This window comes from Acidovorax sp. FG48 (assembly GCF_057809085.1).
This window is the reverse complement of record NZ_JBMDJH010000018.1, coordinates 71,838-88,289: the sequence shown is the minus strand read 5'-3', so window position 1 is coordinate 88,289 and position 16,452 is coordinate 71,838. Positions and strand designations below refer to the sequence as shown.

Genomic DNA, 16,452 nt, shown 5'->3' with positions numbered 1-16,452 from the left:
GGCTGACCCGCCGCATTGATTCTGCAGAACGGGAGGCAGTCGTGGTGTTTTGCCGACAGCTTTACCGGAGCGCTGAATAATTGGTGGAATACTGCGGGCCAGCGCCCGCTATTGCCCGACGCCATGCATCCTACCCACACATCCATCCTGCCGCGCCTGAAACGCCACTGCACCGTGCTGTGCCTGGCGCTGGGTGTGGCGGGGGCTGTGCAGGCTGCTGGCGCCGCCAGCACGCCCGGTGCAAACAGCACCGCGACGGCACCTTACCGGTTGCGCATCGTGGGCGGGCTGGCGGGTATCAGCCAGTACATCCGGCAGGAAGAACCTTTCTGGACCAAAGAGCTGTCACGCCTGAGCGCCGGACGCTTCCAGGCCGAGATCGTGCCCTTTGACCGTGCCGGTGTGCCCGGGGCCGAGATGCTGCGGCTGTTGCAGCTGGGGGTGGTCCCATTCGGCACCACCCTGATGAGCTCCTTCACGGCGCAATACCCCGAATACACCGCGCCCGACCTGGCGGGGCTGAACCCCGACATTGCCACACTCAAGACCACGCTGGCGGCCTTCCGTCCTTACCTCGAAAAGGCGCTGCGCGAACAGCATGGTGTCGAGGCGCTCGCCATCTACGTGTATCCGGCGCAGGTGGTGTTCTGTAAAAAGCCGCTGCGTACCTTGTCGGAGCTGACCGGCCGCCGTGTGCGTGTGTCGTCGGCCAGCCAGGCTGATTTTGTGGGGGCCTTGGGCGGGGTGCCGGTGCTGACCAGCTTTTCGCAGATCGTGCCCAGCCTGACGGCCGGCAATACCGAATGCGCCATCACCGGCACCATGTCCGGCAACATCCTGGGCCTGCCCTCCATCACCACCCATGTGCACACCCTGCCTGTCACCTGGGGGCTGGCGGTGTTTGGGGCCAACCAGGCCGCCTGGGCGGCCTTGCCGGCCGATTTGCGCACGTTGCTCCAACGGGAGCTGCCCCGCCTGGAGGCCGCCATCTGGGCCGAGTCCGAGCGCGAAACTGCCGATGGCCTGGCCTGCAACCGGGGGGCACCCACCTGCAGCGCTGGCACCAAGGGCAGCATGGTGGTGGTGCCGGTGTCGCCCCAGGATGAGCGCAGCCGCCAGGAGATCCTCGAATCCACCGTTTTGCCGCGCTGGGTGCAGCGTTGCGGTGCCCGCTGTGCGCAGGTCTGGAACCAGACCATCGGGCCGGCGCGTGGCCTGCAGGCAGCGCCTGCGAAATGACAGAATCCGCAGCCCCCTCCCGCATCAGGGCCTACGTCTGGGCGGGCGCCGCAGTGTTTGTTGCGGCCGTGGTGGCGGTGGCTGGCACCCTGGCGTGGAACGCCCGCCAGGCCGCGCTGGCCGACAGCGAGGCCCAGGCCACGCGTTTTGTGGCCGGCGCAGAGGCCGCACTCAACCGCTCCCTGCTCGCCGTGGACGTGCTGCTGGCCAGCATGGACGAATTGCTGGGCCTGTCCAAAGCCATGCCCAAGTGGCTGGACCCCGACACGGCCAGCCAGCGGCTGCGCGGATCGGCGCGGCAGAACCTCATGGTGCGGTACGTGGCGGTGCTCGACGGCAGCGGCAAGGCGCTGGCATCGTCCGACCCTGCGGGCGCCAGCCTGTCGGTGCAACTGCCGGCTGGTTTTCTGGAGAGCGTGCTGGAGCAACCGGTATCCACCCTGATGGTCAGCGCGCCGGTGGTGAGCTTTGCCAGTTCCGAAAAGGTGCTGTACTTCGCGCGCCATCTGCGCATGGCCGACAGCTCGCGGGTGGTGGCTGTGGCCGAGCTACCGGTGTCGGCCCTGAGCTCAGTGCTGGTGCAGGGCGTGGACATCAGCGGCCTGCAGGTCACGCTGGAGCGGGCCACCGGGCAACTGCTGCTGAGCGTGCCCAACCGCGAAGACGTGACCGCGCCTACGCTCGCGCCCCCCATTGGCAATCTGGCCGACCAGGGCCTGGCCTGGCAAGCCCCGGCGCGACTGACGGGCGAGCCCTCGCTGGTGGTGTTCCGGCCCATCCTGTACCAGGACCTGCGCATTGCGGCCAGCATTCCGCTGGACGCGGCGCTTGCCGGCTGGCGCGAACAGCGCGATGCGATTGCGCTGACCACCGCGCTGTTCATTGCCATGATCTTTGCGGCCGGGGTGCTGGCGTTGCGGTATGTGGACCGCATGTCCCAGGCCCGCCTGGCCATCGCGCAGTCCAAGGCCACGCTGGACCAGGCGCTGGAATCCATGGTCAGCGGATTTTTGCTGCTGGACAGCCAGCAGCGCGTGGTGCAGTGGAATCGCCAGCTCGAAACCATCCTTCCGTGGCTGCAAGGCGTGATCGCGCCCCTGATGCCGTTCCGAGCGGTGCTGGAGGCCACGGTGGAGCACCATGTGCCCCGCCTGTCTGACGAGGAGCGCAAGCGGTGGGTGAGCCAGCGCCTGGAGCGGCAAAAGCACCAGCCCGAGCCACGCGAGCAGTCGTACGCCAACGGCAGCACCATTCAGATCACCGAACGCGCCACGCCCGATGGGGGCCTCGTCATCAGCTACCACGACGTGACCGCGCTGCGCAAGGCCAGCACCGAGATCGAGAGCCTGGCCTTCTACGACCCGCTGACCAACCTGCCCAACCGCCGGCTGCTGATGGACCGCATGCAGCAGGCCATTGCTGCCAGCGTGCGCAGCGGCCAGTACGGCGCCCTGCTGTTCCTGGACCTGGACCATTTTAAGACCCTGAACGACACGCGCGGCCACGAGGTCGGCGACATGCTGCTGCGCCAGGTGGCCCAGCGCCTGAAGACCTGCGTGCGGCGCGAGGACACCGTGGCACGGCTTGGGGGCGACGAATTTGTGGTCATGCTCAGCGACCTGTCGGTCCACCGCGACGAGGCCGCCGCCCAGGCGCGCCGGGTGGGCGAGAAGATCCTGCGCAAACTCAACGTGCCCTACACCCTGGGCGGCAACGCGCACCACAGCACGCCCAGCATTGGCGCCACGCTGATGGGCGGTACCCTGCAATCGTCGGTGGACCTGCTCAAGGAGGCCGACATCGCCATGTACCAAGTCAAATCGCAAGGGCGCAACGCGCTGTGCTTTTTTGACCCGCAGATGCAGATCGTCATCAGCATGCGCGCGCAGCTGGAAGCCGACCTGCAGATGGCCCTCACGGCGCGGCAGTTTGTGCTGCACTACCAGCCGCAATTCCACCTGGATGGTCGCATGGTGGGTGCCGAGGCCCTGATCCGCTGGCAGCACCCGGAGCGTGGGCTGGTAGCCCCGGGCGAATTCATTGGTGTGGCCGAGGAGAGCGAACTCATCGTGCCCATGGGGCACTGGGTGCTGCGCACGGCCTGCGAGCAGTTGGCGGCCTGGCAGGGGGACGAGCGGTATCGTCACCTGCAGGTGTCGGTCAACGTGAGCGCGCGGCAGTTCCGGCAGCGCGACTTTGTGGCCCGCGTGGTGGAGGTGCTGCGCGAGACGGGTGCCCGGCCGCACCTGCTCAAACTCGAACTCACCGAATCGCTGGTGCTGGACAACGTGGACGACACCATCGCCAAGATCGGCATGCTCAAGACCAAGGGCGTGCGCTTTTCGGTGGACGACTTTGGCACCGGCTATTCATCGCTGGCGTACCTCACGCGGCTGCCGCTGGACCAGCTCAAGATCGACCAGTCTTTTGTCCGCAACCTGGGGGTACGGCACACCGACGATGTGATCGTCCAGACCATTCTGGGCATGGCGCGCAACCTGGAGCTGGATGTGATTGCCGAAGGGGTGGAAACCGATGCACAGAAGGACTTTCTGGCCCGGCACGGGTGTGTGTACTTCCAGGGCTATCTGCTGGGGCGGCCCACCCCGGTGGCCGACCTGGAGGCGTTGATGGAGTCCGCCGCCACGGTCACTGCCCCGGGTTGATCGGCTCAGTCTCAGGGAATTAGCGCTTTTTGCTACTTTTTGTGTAGCGCTTTAGGCAATCAATACCTGCGCTACCGGCAATTTGGATCAAAAATTGCGTCCTTCAGCGCCGTGACGACACCACGATGCCGCCCACAATCAGCGCAAACGCCACGCCGTGAAAGGCCTTGGGCGTGTCGCCCAGAAACGCCGCCGACAGCACCCCGGCAAACAGGGGCGTGAGGTTGATGAAAAACCCGGCGGCTGCAGGCCCAGCGCGTTGCACGCCCACCCCCCAGCAGCGGTAGGCTAGCACCGCAGGCCCCACAGCAATGAAGGCCAGGGCGGCAATCAGCGGCCAGCCCCATTCGATGTGCGTGCGCCCGCTGGCCCATTCGGCTCCCGCAAAGCTGCCCGACCAGGCCAGCCCAAACACCATCTGTGCCATCAAGAACGCGGCCCAATCGCCCCGGATGCTCTTGGGCTCGCTGGTGCGCGACAGCAGCCAGCTGTAGAACGCCCAGGAGATGGTCGCTAGCAGCATGAACAAATCGCCCGGCACCAGGCGGAAGGCCAGCAGCTGCGACCACTCGCCCCGGCTCAGCACCAGCAGCACGCCACACACCGATAGCAGTGCGCCCAACACCTGGCGCCGCGTGACGGCCGCGCCGAAGAACAACGTGCCCACGGCCAGCATCCAGACCGGCATGCTCGACCCCACCAGCGTCACATTGATAGGGGTGGAGGTCTGCAGCGCCATGTACTGCAGCGCGTTGTAGGCCCCGATGCCCAGCAGGCCCAGCAGCGCATAGCGGCGCCAGTGCGGCCACAGTGGGCTGTCGGCGCGCAGCACGCCATGGGCCAGGGGCAGCAGGATGGCAAAGGCCAGCACCCAGCGGATGAAGTTCAGGGTGATGGGGGGAATCAGTTCATGGACCAGCCGCCCTACCACCGCGTTGCCGGCCCACAGCAGGGGCGGGATCACCAGCAGCACGGCCGTGCCGGGTGTGATTTTTTGAGTCATGGGGCTGCACTGTAACGGTGCAGGCAGGGCCCTGCTGCGGCGGGGCCTCATGTCCCCAAGGCAAATCGGTGCGGGCCATGCCCCCGGCACGGTCGTGAGATTCATGGCAGGATGGCCGCCGTTGTCAGCACCCCACCCCTTTTGAGGAGATTGATTGCCATGAGCCTTGCCGTCCAGATCCGCCAGCACGGTGGTCCCGAAGAACTCCACATCGTTGACGTCCCCGTGGGCGAGCCCGGCCCCGGCGAAGTCCGCATCCGCCACCACGCCATCGGCCTGAACTTCATCGACGTGTACCACCGCACGGGCCTGTACCCGTTGAACATGCCCGCCACCATCGGCATGGAAGGTGCCGGTGTGATCGAGGCCGTGGGCGAGGGCGTCACGCACCTGAAGGTGGGCGACCGCGCCGCCTATGCCAGCAATCCTCCCGGCGCCTACTGCGAAGTGCGCGTGATGCCCGCCAAATGCGTGTGCAAGCTGCCCGATGCGATCAGTTTTGAGACTGGCGCGGCCATGATGCTCAAGGGCCTGACGGCGCAATACCTGCTCAAGAAAACCCGGCCCGTGGAAGGCCTGCAGCCCGGTGACCATGTGCTGTTCCATGCCGCAGCGGGTGGTGTGGGCCTGATCGCCTGCCAGTGGGCCAAGGCGCTCGGCCTGCAGCTCATCGGCACGGCGGGGTCTGATGCCAAGTGCCAGCTGGCGCTGGCCAACGGCGCAGCGCACGCCATCAACTACAGCACCGAGGATTTCGCAGCCCGTGTGAAGGAGATCACCGGCGGCAAGGGCGTGAAGGTGGTGTACGACTCGGTGGGCAAGGACACCTGGGACAAGTCGCTCGAATGCCTGCGCCCCTTCGGCTTGATGGCCAGCTTCGGCAACGCGTCCGGCCCGGTGGCACCGTTTGCGCCGGGCAGCCTGGGCGCCAAGGGTTCGCTGTACGTCACGCGCCAGACGCTGTTCACCCACATCGCCACGCGCGAGGCCACGCAAGCCATGGCGGACGACCTGTTTGCCGTGGTTGCCAGCGGGCAGGTCAAGATCCACATCGACCAGCGCTACCCGCTGGCCGACGTGCAGCAGGCCCACCGGGACCTGGAAGCGCGCAAGACCACCGGCAGCACCATCCTCACGCTGTGAGCGCGGCTGCACAGGCGCCTACGTTCGACCAGTGGCTGGCAGGGGCACGCCAGGCGGCGCAGCAGCCCCCGGCTCAGCCGCGCCAGCCACTGGTGGTGGCGGGGCAGGTTGTCGGCTCGGTAGCGCCGGGGTTTTTTAACCAAATTAGCCTCCAGCGTTTGATGGATAAGCGCTACCAGCTATCAGAAGCAGAGCATTCTCAACGCCTTGCTTGGCATCTGCAGGCATCGCCCACCGACGCCACCGATGCCCTCAACACCCTGGCCGCCGCGCTGCGCGATGCGGGCCTGTGTGGCCCGTGGCGCGACGAGCAGCTGGCGGTGACCAACCCGGCCGGCGAGGTCATCGGCACCGTGGAGCGCGGGGTGGTGCGCGTGCTGGGCGTGGCCACCCGTGCCGTGCATCTGGTGGGCCTGGCGCCCGACGGACGCATGTGGGTGCAAAAGCGCTCCCTGACCAAACCCAACAACCCCGGGCTGTGGGACACGCTGATGGGTGGCATGGTCTCGGCGGCCGACTCACTGCCGCAGGCCCTGGCCCGCGAAACCTGGGAAGAAGCCGGTTTGCAGGTCGAGGCATTGGCCGACGTGGCGCACGGTGGCCAGGTGCTGTTCAGCCGCCCCAGCCGCGAGGGCGGGGGCGCGGGCTTCATGGTCGAACGCATCGATTGGTTCCGCGCGCAGGTGCCCCAGGGCATGGAGCCCGACAACCAGGACGGTGAGGTCGAGCGTTTTGACCTGCTGCCTCTGGAGGTGGTGCGCGAGCGGGTCGCCCAAGGGGCGTTCACGCTGGAAGCCGGGCTGGTGATTGCAGGGTTTCTGGGGGTGTAGTCACCCGTGCAGCGTGAGGGCTGCCGCTGAGGCCGACGCTGGAGGGCAGGCAGCCCAGGCCCTGTAAGGTGGCCTGCACTGCCTCGTCCAGCGGGGTGTGGGGCTCCTCGCCCAGCACCGCCCGCAGCCGGTCGTTGGCCATGCGCACGGGCTGCTGCCACAGGTAGCGCATCTCGCGCAGCTCCCGCAAGGTGGTCACGAACGGCGAGGCCAGCGTGACCAGCCACCAGGGAAACGCTTGCACGCGCGGCGCTTGGCCGCCCTGCGCCACCACTGCACGGCCAATGGCGGCCGCCATCTGCGTGCCGTCAGCATCCCAATGCCCGACCAGGTGAAAGCGGGCCAACGCGGGTAGCTCGGCGCGCCGCTCCAGCAGCAGCACCATGGCGCGCGCCACGTCCGGCAAGTACGACCACTGGTGCCCGATGCCCGGTGCGCCTGGCTGCTTCACCGTGGTCACGGGTCGGCCCGGCCGGACCAGGCCCTGCGCAAACCAGCTGTTGCCCGCCTGCGGTCCGAAGAAATCGCCCGCGCGCACGATGATCACGCGGCATGTCTCCTCCAGCGGGTGCGGCACGGTGGCTTGCTGCAGGCGGCGCTCCAGTTCCACCCGCAGGGCGCCTTTGCGCGTGCGGGGGTGCTGGGGGGCGTCTTCGTGCAGCACCGGGAAGGCGTCCGGCCCGTAGTTGTAGACGGTGCCTGGCAACACCACCGTGGCGCCGTGCGCTCGGGCCGCTGCAATCGTGTTGTCGATCATCGGCAGCACCAGTTCGCTCCAGCGCCGGTAGCCGGGCGGGTTGACCGCGTGCACGATCACCTGGCAGCCCGTGGCGGCGGCCATCACATCGGCGCGGCTCATCGCGTCGCCCCGAACCCAGGTGAACCCGTCGCGCTGCTCTCTGGCCTGCGCTGCGTTGCGGTGCATTGCCACCACCTTCCATCCTCGGTCACGCAGCTGGCGCGCCACCTCGCCGCCAATGCCGCCGGTGGCGCCCAGAACCAGTACCTTGGGGCGGCTGCCGATGGGGTTGTGGGGGTTGTTGTTCATCGCGATGCTCCTTCAAAAACTATGGATGGAGGCAGTGTCTGCGCTCCAGCGATTCAATGGAATTGCTGAAAATGAGTGGGTGGCTATACATTTATGTATGGATCAACCGAATCGCCATGACATTGGCTGGGAGCTGTACCGCTCGTACCTCGGCGTGCTGCGGGAGGGCTCCCTGTCGGGCGCCGCGCGGGCGCTGGGCGTGACACAGCCCACCGTGGGCCGCCACATTGCTGCGCTGGAGCAGGCCCTGGGGCTGGTGCTTTTCACCCGGTCGCAGCAGGGCCTGTTGCCCACCGAGGCCGCGCTGGCCCTGCGCAGCTACGCCGAAGCCATGGGCCACTCTGCGGCGGCCCTGGTGCGCGCGGCGGACAGCCAGGGCGACGGCGTGCGCGGCACGGTGCGCGTGAGCGCCAGCGAGGTGATGGGGGTCGAGGTGCTGCCGCCCCTTCTTGCACAGTTGCAGGCCGAGCACCCTGCGTTGACGGTGGAGCTGGTGCTGAGCAACCGCGTGCACGACCTGCTGCAGCGCGAGGCCGACATTGCCATCCGCATGACCGAACCCCGGCAGGACGCGCTCATCGCCCGCCGCGTGGGCACCATCCCGCTGGGGCTTTACGCCCATCCGAGCTACATCGCCGCCCATGGCACGCCCGCCACCCTGGCGGAGCTGGCGCACCACCGCCTGATTGGCTTCGATGCCGAAACCCCTTTTTTGCGTGCGGCACAAAAGGCCCTGCCAGCGTGGCGGCGAGACCGGTTTGCCGTGCGCAGCGACAGCGACGTGGCGCAACTCGCCTTCATCCGCGCTGGCGCCGGCATAGGCATCTGCCAGGACGCACTGGCCCGCCGCAGTGCCCCCGCGCTGGTGCGGGTACTGCCGCAGCAGCTCCAATACGGGCTGGAGACCTGGGTGGTGATGCACGAGGACCTGCGCACCAGCCCGCGCTGCAAGCACACGTTCGATGCGCTGGTGGTGGGGCTGGAGCGGTACCTTGCCGAGGGACTGGGCAGCGATGACTCGGCCGGCTAGTCCGCTGAATCGGATGGGTGTGGAAGTCTGCGATCTATTGGGCAGCTGAAGATGCCCATGGAGGTACGTTGGAGGCTTCTTTCACCGGCCTTTGCTGCCAAGAGCCTGCACGCCATTGCGCTGCACCGCCACCGCCCTCACCAGATCCCACGCCGCTTGCGCCACAGGCGAGAGCGCGCGGTGCTTCCGGTGCACCAGCATGATCTCCCGGTCCACGCGCGGCACCAGGGGGCGTACCGCCAGCCGTGCCAGGCCTTCGGGCGGCAGGGCCAGGGTGGGGATCACCGAGATGCCCAGGCCTGCGTCCAGCATGCGAAAGATGGTGGTGGGGTGGCCAACCTCCTGGGCCACCGTGCAGGCCACACCATGCTCGGCCAGGGCGCGGTCGATCAGGCGGCGGCTACCGGAGTCGTGGTCCAGCAGCACCAGTGCTTCGCCCTGCAGGTCGGTCCAGCGCACCTGGCGTTTGTCCGCCAGCCGGTGGCTGGGTGGGCAGGCCAGGCAGAAGGGTTCGGTCAGGATGGTCTCGCATTGCAGCGCCTCGCGCTCGCTGGGGTCGATGACCACGCCAAAGTCCACCTCGCCCGACAGCACGCTGGCTAGCACCGCGCTTTGGATGCGGTCCAGCAGCACCAGCTCCAGCCCGGGCAGGGTGCGCTGGCATTCGGCGATGCAGTCGGGCATGAGGTTGGCCGACAAAGTGGGGCTGCTCGCCACGCGCACGCGTCCGCGCCGCTCGGTGGCCATTTCCCGCACGTCCAGCAGCGTGTTCTCCAGCTCTTCCAGCACCCGGGGCAGGCGGGCCGACAGGCGCTGGCCCGCGTCCGTCAGCGTCACCTCGCGCGTGGTGCGATTGAGCAGCTTCAGGCCCAGCTGGGCTTCCAGCTCGGTGATGCAGCGGCTCACGGCCGGTTGGGTCAGGCCCACCGCATCGCCTGTGCGGCTGAAGTTGCGGGTGGCGGCTACCGACTGAAACACATGCAGCTGGCGCAGGGTGATATTCATGCGCTCGAATCATAAATCCATCAGAGAAATCCATTTCTCTTTGGAATCGGGCTGCGGTCCAATGCGTGTCTTCGGGGTTTGTGTGCCCCACGTTTCTGCATTTTTTGCGCTGCCGCTGCGCTGTCACCCATGGCCCGTTCCCGTTTTCTCCCTGACAACTTCACCCTGGCCTTGCTGGGCACCGTCACCCTTGCCAGCGTGTTGCCCGCGTCGGGCGTAGCGGCCCAGGCGCTGGAGGGCATCACCGTGGCGGCCGTGGCGCTGCTGTTCTTCTTGCACGGGGCCAAGCTCTCGCGCGATGCCATCGTGGCGGGGCTCTCGCACTGGCGGCTGCACCTGGTGGTGGTGGGCACCACGTTTGTGCTGTTCCCGCTGCTGGGCTGGGCGCTGCGGCCCGTGCTGCTGCCGCTGGTCACGCCTGGGCTTTACACTGGCATCCTGTACCTGTGCGTGCTGCCCGCCACGGTGCAGTCGGCCATCGCGTTCACGGCCATGGCGCGCGGCAACATGCCGGCGGCCATCTGCAGCGCGTCGGCATCGACCCTGCTGGGCATCGTGATCACGCCGCTGCTGGTGGGGCTGCTGCTGCCCGAGGCACAGCAGCAGGCGGGCGCCGCCCAGCACGACACGCTGGCCAACATCGGCCGCATCACCTTGCAGTTGCTGGTGCCCTTTGTGGCGGGCCACCTGCTGCGTCCGTGGATTGGCGGTTTTGTGCAGCGCCGGGCGGCAGCGCTCAAGCTGGTGGACCAGGGCTCCATCCTGCTGGTGGTGTTCACCGCCTTCAGCGCAGCGGTGGTCGAGGGGCTGTGGCGGCAGTTGCCTGCGTCTGCGTTGCTGGGCCTGGTGGTGGCGTGCGCCGTGCTGCTGACACTGGCGCTGGTGACCACTACCTGGGTCGCGCGGCGCATGGGGTTCTCCAAGGAGGACGAAATCACGCTGGTGTTCTGCGGCTCCAAGAAGAGCCTGGCCAGCGGCGTGCCCATGGCCAAGGTGCTGTTTGCATCGCATGCGGTGGGCGCCATCGTGTTGCCCATCATGGTGTTCCACCAGATGCAGCTGATGGTGTGTGCGGTGCTGGCGCAGCGCTATGCGCGGCGCAGTGCATAGGTAACTGGGATGCTATATTTTGTATAGCTGCAGGCGCATGAAGAACATGCGCCTGCGGCCCCAAAGGCTTCAACTCTGCTCGTTGAGCGTGCGCAGGCGGCTGGGCGCCAGGGCACCGGCCGATTCCAGGATGGGGTAGGCCACCGAGCACAGCAGCGAGTTGATGCGCTTGAGTTCGCTGATCAGGTCGATGTGCAGTGAGCTGGTCTCGATGCTCTGCACCGTGTTGTCTGACAGGCGTGCCAGGTGGGTGGCCGAATAGGCGTGTTCCAGGTCGCGAAAGCGCGCCTTTTCTTCCAGCAGCTTTTGTGCGTCGCGCACGCTGCCATTCAAGAACACGCTCATCGCCAGCCGCAGGTTGTCGATCAGGCGGGCGTGCAGCTCGTTGATCTCTTCCATGCCCGCATCGGAGAACTGGCGGCCCTTCTTGATCTTCTTGTCCTCGATGTCGATCAGCACCCGTTCGATGATGTCGCCGATCTGCTCCATGTTGATGGTGAAGCTGATGATGTCGGCCCAGCGGCGGCCCTCGCGCTCGTCCAGGGCTTCGCGCGAGATCTTGGTCATGTAGTACTTGATGGCCGAGTACAGGCCGTCCACCTCGTCATCGAGCTTGCGCAGGTCTTCTGCCAACTGCAGGTCGTCCGTGCGGATCACTTTGTGCAGTCCCAGCAGCATCGATTCGACCACGTCGGCCTGGTGCAGGGCTTCGCGCGCCGCGCACGAGATGGCGAGGGATGGCGTGGCCAGGGCGGAGGGGTCCAGATGCTGGGGGCGGGTGCCTGCGGCAGCCTGCGCCTTTTCCACTGGCAGCAGGCGCTGCACGGTGCGGGCCACCGTACCTGTCAGGCCAATGCAGACGATGCCCACCACGATGTTGAAGGCCAGGTGGAACAGCACCACCAGGGCGGCGGTTTCAGGCACGTAGGGCCGCACATGCTGCAGCCACAGGCCGGTAAGTGGCGTCATGATGAGCACGCCAATGATCTTGAAGAACAGGTTGCCCAGGGGCACCTGGCGTGTCTGCACGTTGGACTTCATGGTGGTCAACACGGCGAGCACGCCGCTGCCCAGATTGGCGCCCAGCACCAGTCCCAGCGCCACATCGGCCGGAATACCGCCAGAGCCTGCCAGCGCCGCAGTGAGCAGCACGGTGGCAAGGCTGGAATACGCCACGATGGCCAGAATGGCACCGGTAAAGATCTCCAGCAGCAAATCGCTGGTGAGCGCTCCCAGCAGCGTGCGCACGGTGGGCGACTGGGTGAGCACCGTGGTCGATTCGGTGATGAGGCGCAGCGCCAGCAGCATCAGCCCCAGGCCGATCAACACGCGGCCCACGCGGCCCACGGCGGTGTCCTTGCGCGAGATGAACAGCACCACGCCCACAAAGATGAACAGGGGCGACAGCCAAGAAAGGTCCATGGAGAACACCACGGCCATCACGCTGGTGCCCACGTCGGCGCCCAGCATCACGGCCAGCGCCGCAGGCAAGCCCACCAGGCCCTGGCCCACAAAGGACGACACGATGAGTGCGGTGGCTGTGCTGGACTGCACCACGGCCGTCACGCCAATGCCGGACAGCACGGCAGTAAACCGGCTGCTGACGCTGTGCGCAATCAGCTGGCGCAGGTTGGCGCCGAACACGCGCAGGATGCCGGTGCGCACCAGGTGGGTGCCCCAGATCAGCAGCGCCACGGCTGCCAGGAGATTGAGGAGATGCTTCATGAAAACCGTTGTTTCTTCTTCTTGTGATGGGCGCAAACCCTGCAATGACCAGACCCAGAGGCCAATGCAAGAAGCGCGCGCACCGGGCTGTCATAAAACTGACACATAAGCATACTCCTGATTCCATAGCGCCGGAGCAGATGCCCATGTCGGCGCTGGGTGCGTTGCTGCGCACAAACAGCACGGCCCGCATGCAGCGGGCCGTTCAGGGGGTAAAGCCAGTGGGGCCTCAGCGCTCGCGCCGTACCCGCAGCAGCTCGTCCAGGATCAGGCAGGCCGCACCCACGGTAATAGCCGAGTCGGCCAGATTGAACGACGGGAAGTACCAGCCCGCATAGTGGAACTGCAAGAAGTCCACCACATAGCCGTGCATGAGCCGGTCCACCACGTTGCCCACTGCGCCACCCAGAATGCTGGACAGCGCAAAGCTGAACAGCTTCTGGCCCGGGTGCGCGCGCAGCTGCCACACGATGAAGATCGTGGCCGCCACGCCAATGCCAGTAAACAACCAGCGCTGCCAGCCGCCCGCGTCCGACAGGAACGAGAACGCTGCGCCGGTGTTGTGCGCGCGCACGATGTTGAAGAAGCTGGTGATGAACGTGGAGTCGCCCAACTGGTAGTGGTTGAGGATCAGCGTCTTGGTGATCTGGTCGGCGCCCATCAGAAACACCGCCCATGCCAGCCAGGGCCACATACCTGAGCCGGTGCGCCCGGTTTGCATAGTGCGCGCCATCACGCGTGCGCCCGGCTTTCGCCGTTGCCATACAGGTTGCTGGTGCAGCGGCCGCAGATGGTGGGGTGGGCGGCGTCGCTGCCCACATCGCTGCGGTAGTGCCAGCAGCGTTCGCACTTGGTGTCAGAACTGGGCTTGACGCTGATCTGTAAAGCGCTACCAGCTACCAAGTCGATAGCGGATGTGATGAACACGAATTTCAGGTCATCGCCCAGGCTGGCCAGCAGTGCGTGGTCCTCCGGCGCAGCCGTCAGCGTGACCGTCGCCTGCAGCGAGGAGCCCACCTGGCCCGCGGCGCGCAGGGCCTCGATCTCCTTGTTCACCGCATCGCGGATCTCGCGGATGCGCGACCACTTGGCCAGCAGGCCTTCGTCGGCACCGGCGCCCACGCCGGCGACATTGCCATAGGTCTCCAGGAAGATGGAGTCGGAGTTGCCGAACACCTTCCACGCCTCTTCGGCCGTGAACGACAGGAACGGCGCCATCCAGCGCAGCATGGCGTGCGTGATGTTGTAGAGCGCGGTCTGCGCACTGCGGCGGGCCAGGCTCTTGGGCGCCGTGGTGTACAGGCGGTCCTTGAGCACGTCCAGGTAGAAGCCGCCCAGGTCTTCCGAGCAGTACAGCTGCAGCTTGGCCACCACGGGGTGGAACTCGTACACCTTGTAGTGCGCAAGCACCTCGGCCTGGAACTCGGACGCGCGGGTGAGTGCGTAGCGGTCGATCTCCAGCATCTGCTCGAACGGCACGGCGTCCTTGGCCGGGTCAAAGTCGCTCACGTTGGCCAGCAGGAAGCGCAGCGTGTTGCGAATGCGGCGGTAGGCATCCACCACACGCGCCAGGATCTTCTCGTCCCCCGCGATGTCGCCGGAGTAGTCGCTCGCGGCCACCCACAGGCGGATGATTTCTGCGCCCAGCTTCTTGTTGATCTCTTGCGGGTCAATGCCGTTGCCCAGCGACTTGCTCATCTTGCGGCCCTGGCTGTCCACGGTAAATCCGTGGGTCAGCAGGCCGCGGTACGGCGCACGGCCTTCCAGCGCGGAGGCCAGCAGCAGCGAGCTGTGGAACCAGCCGCGATGCTGGTCATGGCCTTCCAGGTACAGATCGGCCTCGGGGCCCGTGTCGTGGTGCACCTCGGGGTGCGTGCCGCGCAGCACGTGGCTGAAGGTGGAGCCGGAGTCGAACCACACTTCCAGGATGTCGGTGCTCTTGGTGTAGTGCGGCGCGTCTTCGGCGCCCAGGATTTCTTCGGTCGTCACACGGCTCCAGGCCTCGATGCCACCCTTTTCGGCGATGTCGGCAGCCTGGTCCATGATTTCCATGGTACGCGGGTGCAGTTCGCCCGAATCCTTGTGCAAGAAGAACGGGATGGGAACGCCCCAACTGCGCTGGCGCGAGATGCACCAGTCGGGCCGCCCGGCGATCATGTCGTGCAGGCGGGCCTTGCCATTTTCGGGGTAGAAGCTGGTGTGCTCGATGGCGTCGAGCGCGATCTGGCGCAGCGTCTTGGCGGGCTTCATGCCCGGCTGGGTGAACACGCCTTCGCCTTCGTCCATGCGGATGAACCACTGGGCCGCCGCGCGGTAGATCACGGGCGTCTTGTGGCGCCAGCAGTGGGGGTAGCTGTGCGTGATGTCCTTGGTGGTCATCAAACGGCCTGCGTTGCGCAGGGCTTCGATGATGACGGGCACAGCCTTCCAGATGTGCTGGCCGCCGAACAGCGGGAAGTCGGCCGCATAGGTGCCGTTGCCCTGCACGGGGTTCAGGATCTCGTCCAGCGCCATGCCATGCGCGCGGCAGGAGTTGAAGTCTTCCAGGCCGTAGGCGGGCGAGGAGTGCACGATACCCGTGCCGTCGTCGGCCGTGGCGTAGTCGGCCAGGTACACGGGCGACAGGCGGCGGTACCCGAAGCTTCCGTCTTCGCTGGCTACGTCGTACAGCGGGTGTTCAAACTCCAGGCCGCCCAGGTTCTTGCCCAGGGTGGTGGCCAGCACGCTTCCGGTGAGGCCGTAGCGCTCCAGGCACGAGGCCACCAGCGGCTCGGCGACGAGCAGGATGCGCTCGCCCGCGTCCACCAGCGCGTAGGTGATCTCGGGGTTCAGGTTCAGCGCCTGGTTGGCGGGGATGGTCCAGGCGGTGGTGGTCCAGATGACGACGAAGGCGTCCTTGGTCAATGCGGGCAGACCAAACGCGGCGGCCAGCTTGGCCGGGTCGTGCGACTTGAAGGCCACGTCCAGCGTGGTGCTCTTCTTGTCCTGGTATTCGATCTCGAACTCGGCCAGCGACGAGCCGCAGTCAAAGCACCAGTACACGGGCTTGAGGCCCCGGTACACAAAGCCGCGCTCCATCACGCGCTTGAACGCGCGGATTTCGCCCGCCTCGTTGGCGGGGTTCATGGTCTTGTAGGGGTTGTCCCATTCGCCCAGCACGCCCAGGCGCTTGAAGTCCACCATCTGCTGCGCGATCTGCTCGGTGGCGAACGCGCGGCTCTTGGCCTGCATGTCGTCGCGGCTCAGGTTGCGGCCGTGTTTCTTCTCGATGGCGTTTTCGATCGGCAGGCCGTGGCAGTCCCAACCGGGCACGTACAGCGCGTCAAAGCCTTCGAGCTGGCGCGCCTTGGTGATCATGTCCTTGAGGATCTTGTTGACCGCATGGCCCATGTGGATCTGGCCGTTGGCGTAGGGCGGGCCGTCGTGCAGGATGAACTTGGGCGCGCCCCGGCGAGCGTCGCGCAGGCGCTTGTAGATGCCTTTGTCTTCCCATTCCTTCACCCAGCCCGGCTCGCGCTTGGGCAGGTCGCCGCGCATGGGGAAGGGGGTGTCGGGCAGGTTCAGGGTGCTGCGGTAATCCGGGGCAGTGGAGGTGGGCGTGCTGGCGTTGTCGGACATGAGGGAGCCTTAAAACGGGGCATTCCGGGCGGGCC

The 16,452-nt window shown here is 66.6% G+C and carries 12 protein-coding genes; 6 read left to right on the top strand and 6 right to left on the bottom strand.

Annotation, left to right across the window (positions count from 1 at the left end; genetic code table 11):
• The first annotated feature begins 123 nt into the window (after positions 1-123).
• On the top strand, positions 124-1,239 hold the full coding sequence (locus ACODSU_RS20375; RefSeq protein ID WP_488844324.1) for a TRAP transporter substrate-binding protein: 1,116 nt from the start codon (positions 124-126) through the stop codon (positions 1,237-1,239).
• The gene (locus ACODSU_RS20370) at positions 1,236-3,905 is read left to right on the top strand and encodes a bifunctional diguanylate cyclase/phosphodiesterase (protein WP_488844322.1); all 2,670 of its coding nucleotides are present in this window, start codon (positions 1,236-1,238) and stop codon (positions 3,903-3,905) included. Before ACODSU_RS20375 ends, ACODSU_RS20370 begins: the two co-directional genes overlap by 4 nt.
• Positions 3,906-4,008: 103 nt before the next feature.
• On the opposite strand, the gene ACODSU_RS20365 is transcribed toward ACODSU_RS20370, so the two are convergent.
• Entirely contained in the window at positions 4,009-4,908 is a 900-nt protein-coding gene (locus tag ACODSU_RS20365) for a DMT family transporter (protein WP_488844320.1), read from the bottom strand.
• 159 nt (positions 4,909-5,067) lie between these two features.
• Between ACODSU_RS20365 and ACODSU_RS20360 the strand changes: the two genes are divergently transcribed.
• Both ACODSU_RS20360 and ACODSU_RS20355 read left to right on the top strand, forming a co-directional pair.
• Positions 5,068-6,051, top strand: a complete 984-nt coding sequence (locus ACODSU_RS20360) for a quinone oxidoreductase family protein (RefSeq protein WP_488844318.1) — start codon at positions 5,068-5,070, stop codon at positions 6,049-6,051.
• Positions 6,048-6,881 (top strand): NUDIX hydrolase, encoded by an 834-nt coding sequence (locus ACODSU_RS20355; protein ID WP_488844316.1) that lies wholly within the window; start codon positions 6,048-6,050, stop codon positions 6,879-6,881. Before ACODSU_RS20360 ends, ACODSU_RS20355 begins: the two co-directional genes overlap by 4 nt.
• Here the strand turns inward: ACODSU_RS20355 and ACODSU_RS20350 are convergent.
• Complete coding sequence (locus tag ACODSU_RS20350) at positions 6,835-7,929, bottom strand: SDR family oxidoreductase (protein ID WP_488844314.1); 1,095 nt, start codon at positions 7,927-7,929, stop codon at positions 6,835-6,837. The two genes, ACODSU_RS20355 and ACODSU_RS20350, sit on opposite strands and share 47 nt — an antisense overlap.
• A 97-nt stretch (positions 7,930-8,026) precedes the next feature.
• Here ACODSU_RS20350 and ACODSU_RS20345 point away from each other — a divergent pair, with 97 nt between their 5' ends.
• Positions 8,027-8,959 (top strand): LysR family transcriptional regulator, encoded by a 933-nt coding sequence (locus ACODSU_RS20345; RefSeq protein ID WP_488844312.1) that lies wholly within the window; start codon positions 8,027-8,029, stop codon positions 8,957-8,959.
• Positions 8,960-9,040: 81 nt separating this feature from the next.
• Here the strand turns inward: ACODSU_RS20345 and ACODSU_RS20340 are convergent, their stop codons facing one another.
• Positions 9,041-9,964, bottom strand: coding sequence for a LysR family transcriptional regulator (locus tag ACODSU_RS20340; protein ID WP_488844310.1), 924 nt, complete (start codon positions 9,962-9,964; stop codon positions 9,041-9,043).
• Between the two features lie 129 nt (positions 9,965-10,093).
• Between ACODSU_RS20340 and ACODSU_RS20335 the strand changes: the two genes are divergently transcribed.
• The gene (locus ACODSU_RS20335; protein WP_110959471.1) at positions 10,094-11,074 is read left to right on the top strand and encodes a bile acid:sodium symporter family protein; all 981 of its coding nucleotides are present in this window, start codon (positions 10,094-10,096) and stop codon (positions 11,072-11,074) included.
• A gap of 69 nt (positions 11,075-11,143) precedes the next feature.
• On the opposite strand, the gene ACODSU_RS20330 is transcribed toward ACODSU_RS20335, so the two are convergent.
• The 3 genes from ACODSU_RS20330 to ileS form a co-directional block, all read right to left on the bottom strand.
• Positions 11,144-12,799, bottom strand: coding sequence for a Na/Pi cotransporter family protein (locus tag ACODSU_RS20330; protein WP_488844308.1), 1,656 nt, complete (start codon positions 12,797-12,799; stop codon positions 11,144-11,146).
• A 229-nt stretch (positions 12,800-13,028) separates the two neighbouring features.
• Entirely contained in the window at positions 13,029-13,532 is a 504-nt protein-coding gene (gene lspA, locus ACODSU_RS20325) for a signal peptidase II (RefSeq protein ID WP_488844306.1), read from the bottom strand.
• Positions 13,532-16,417, bottom strand: coding sequence for an isoleucine--tRNA ligase (gene ileS / locus ACODSU_RS20320; RefSeq protein ID WP_488844304.1), 2,886 nt, complete (start codon positions 16,415-16,417; stop codon positions 13,532-13,534). The genes lspA and ileS overlap by 1 nt, the downstream gene beginning before the upstream one ends.
• Between the last annotated feature and the right edge of the window lie 35 nt (positions 16,418-16,452).

What these genes read in the sequence shown, in the direction of transcription:
- ACODSU_RS20375 (WP_488844324.1), top strand. Translation starts at nt 124, where the DNA reads ATGCATCCTACCCACACATCCATCCTGCCGCGCCTGAAACGCCACTGC.
- ACODSU_RS20370 (WP_488844322.1), top strand. Translation starts at nt 1,236, where the DNA reads ATGACAGAATCCGCAGCCCCCTCCCGCATCAGGGCCTACGTCTGGGCG.
- ACODSU_RS20365 (WP_488844320.1), bottom strand. Translation starts at nt 4,908, where the DNA reads ATGACTCAAAAAATCACACCCGGCACGGCCGTGCTGCTGGTGATCCCG.
- ACODSU_RS20360 (WP_488844318.1), top strand. Translation starts at nt 5,068, where the DNA reads ATGAGCCTTGCCGTCCAGATCCGCCAGCACGGTGGTCCCGAAGAACTC.
- ACODSU_RS20350 (WP_488844314.1), bottom strand. Translation starts at nt 7,929, where the DNA reads ATGAACAACAACCCCCACAACCCCATCGGCAGCCGCCCCAAGGTACTG.
- ACODSU_RS20345 (WP_488844312.1), top strand. Translation starts at nt 8,027, where the DNA reads ATGGATCAACCGAATCGCCATGACATTGGCTGGGAGCTGTACCGCTCG.
- ACODSU_RS20340 (WP_488844310.1), bottom strand. Translation starts at nt 9,964, where the DNA reads ATGAATATCACCCTGCGCCAGCTGCATGTGTTTCAGTCGGTAGCCGCC.
- ACODSU_RS20335 (WP_110959471.1), top strand. Translation starts at nt 10,094, where the DNA reads ATGGCCCGTTCCCGTTTTCTCCCTGACAACTTCACCCTGGCCTTGCTG.
- ACODSU_RS20330 (WP_488844308.1), bottom strand. Translation starts at nt 12,799, where the DNA reads ATGAAGCATCTCCTCAATCTCCTGGCAGCCGTGGCGCTGCTGATCTGG.
- lspA (WP_488844306.1), bottom strand. Translation starts at nt 13,532, where the DNA reads ATGGCGCGCACTATGCAAACCGGGCGCACCGGCTCAGGTATGTGGCCC.
- ileS (WP_488844304.1), bottom strand. Translation starts at nt 16,417, where the DNA reads ATGTCCGACAACGCCAGCACGCCCACCTCCACTGCCCCGGATTACCGC.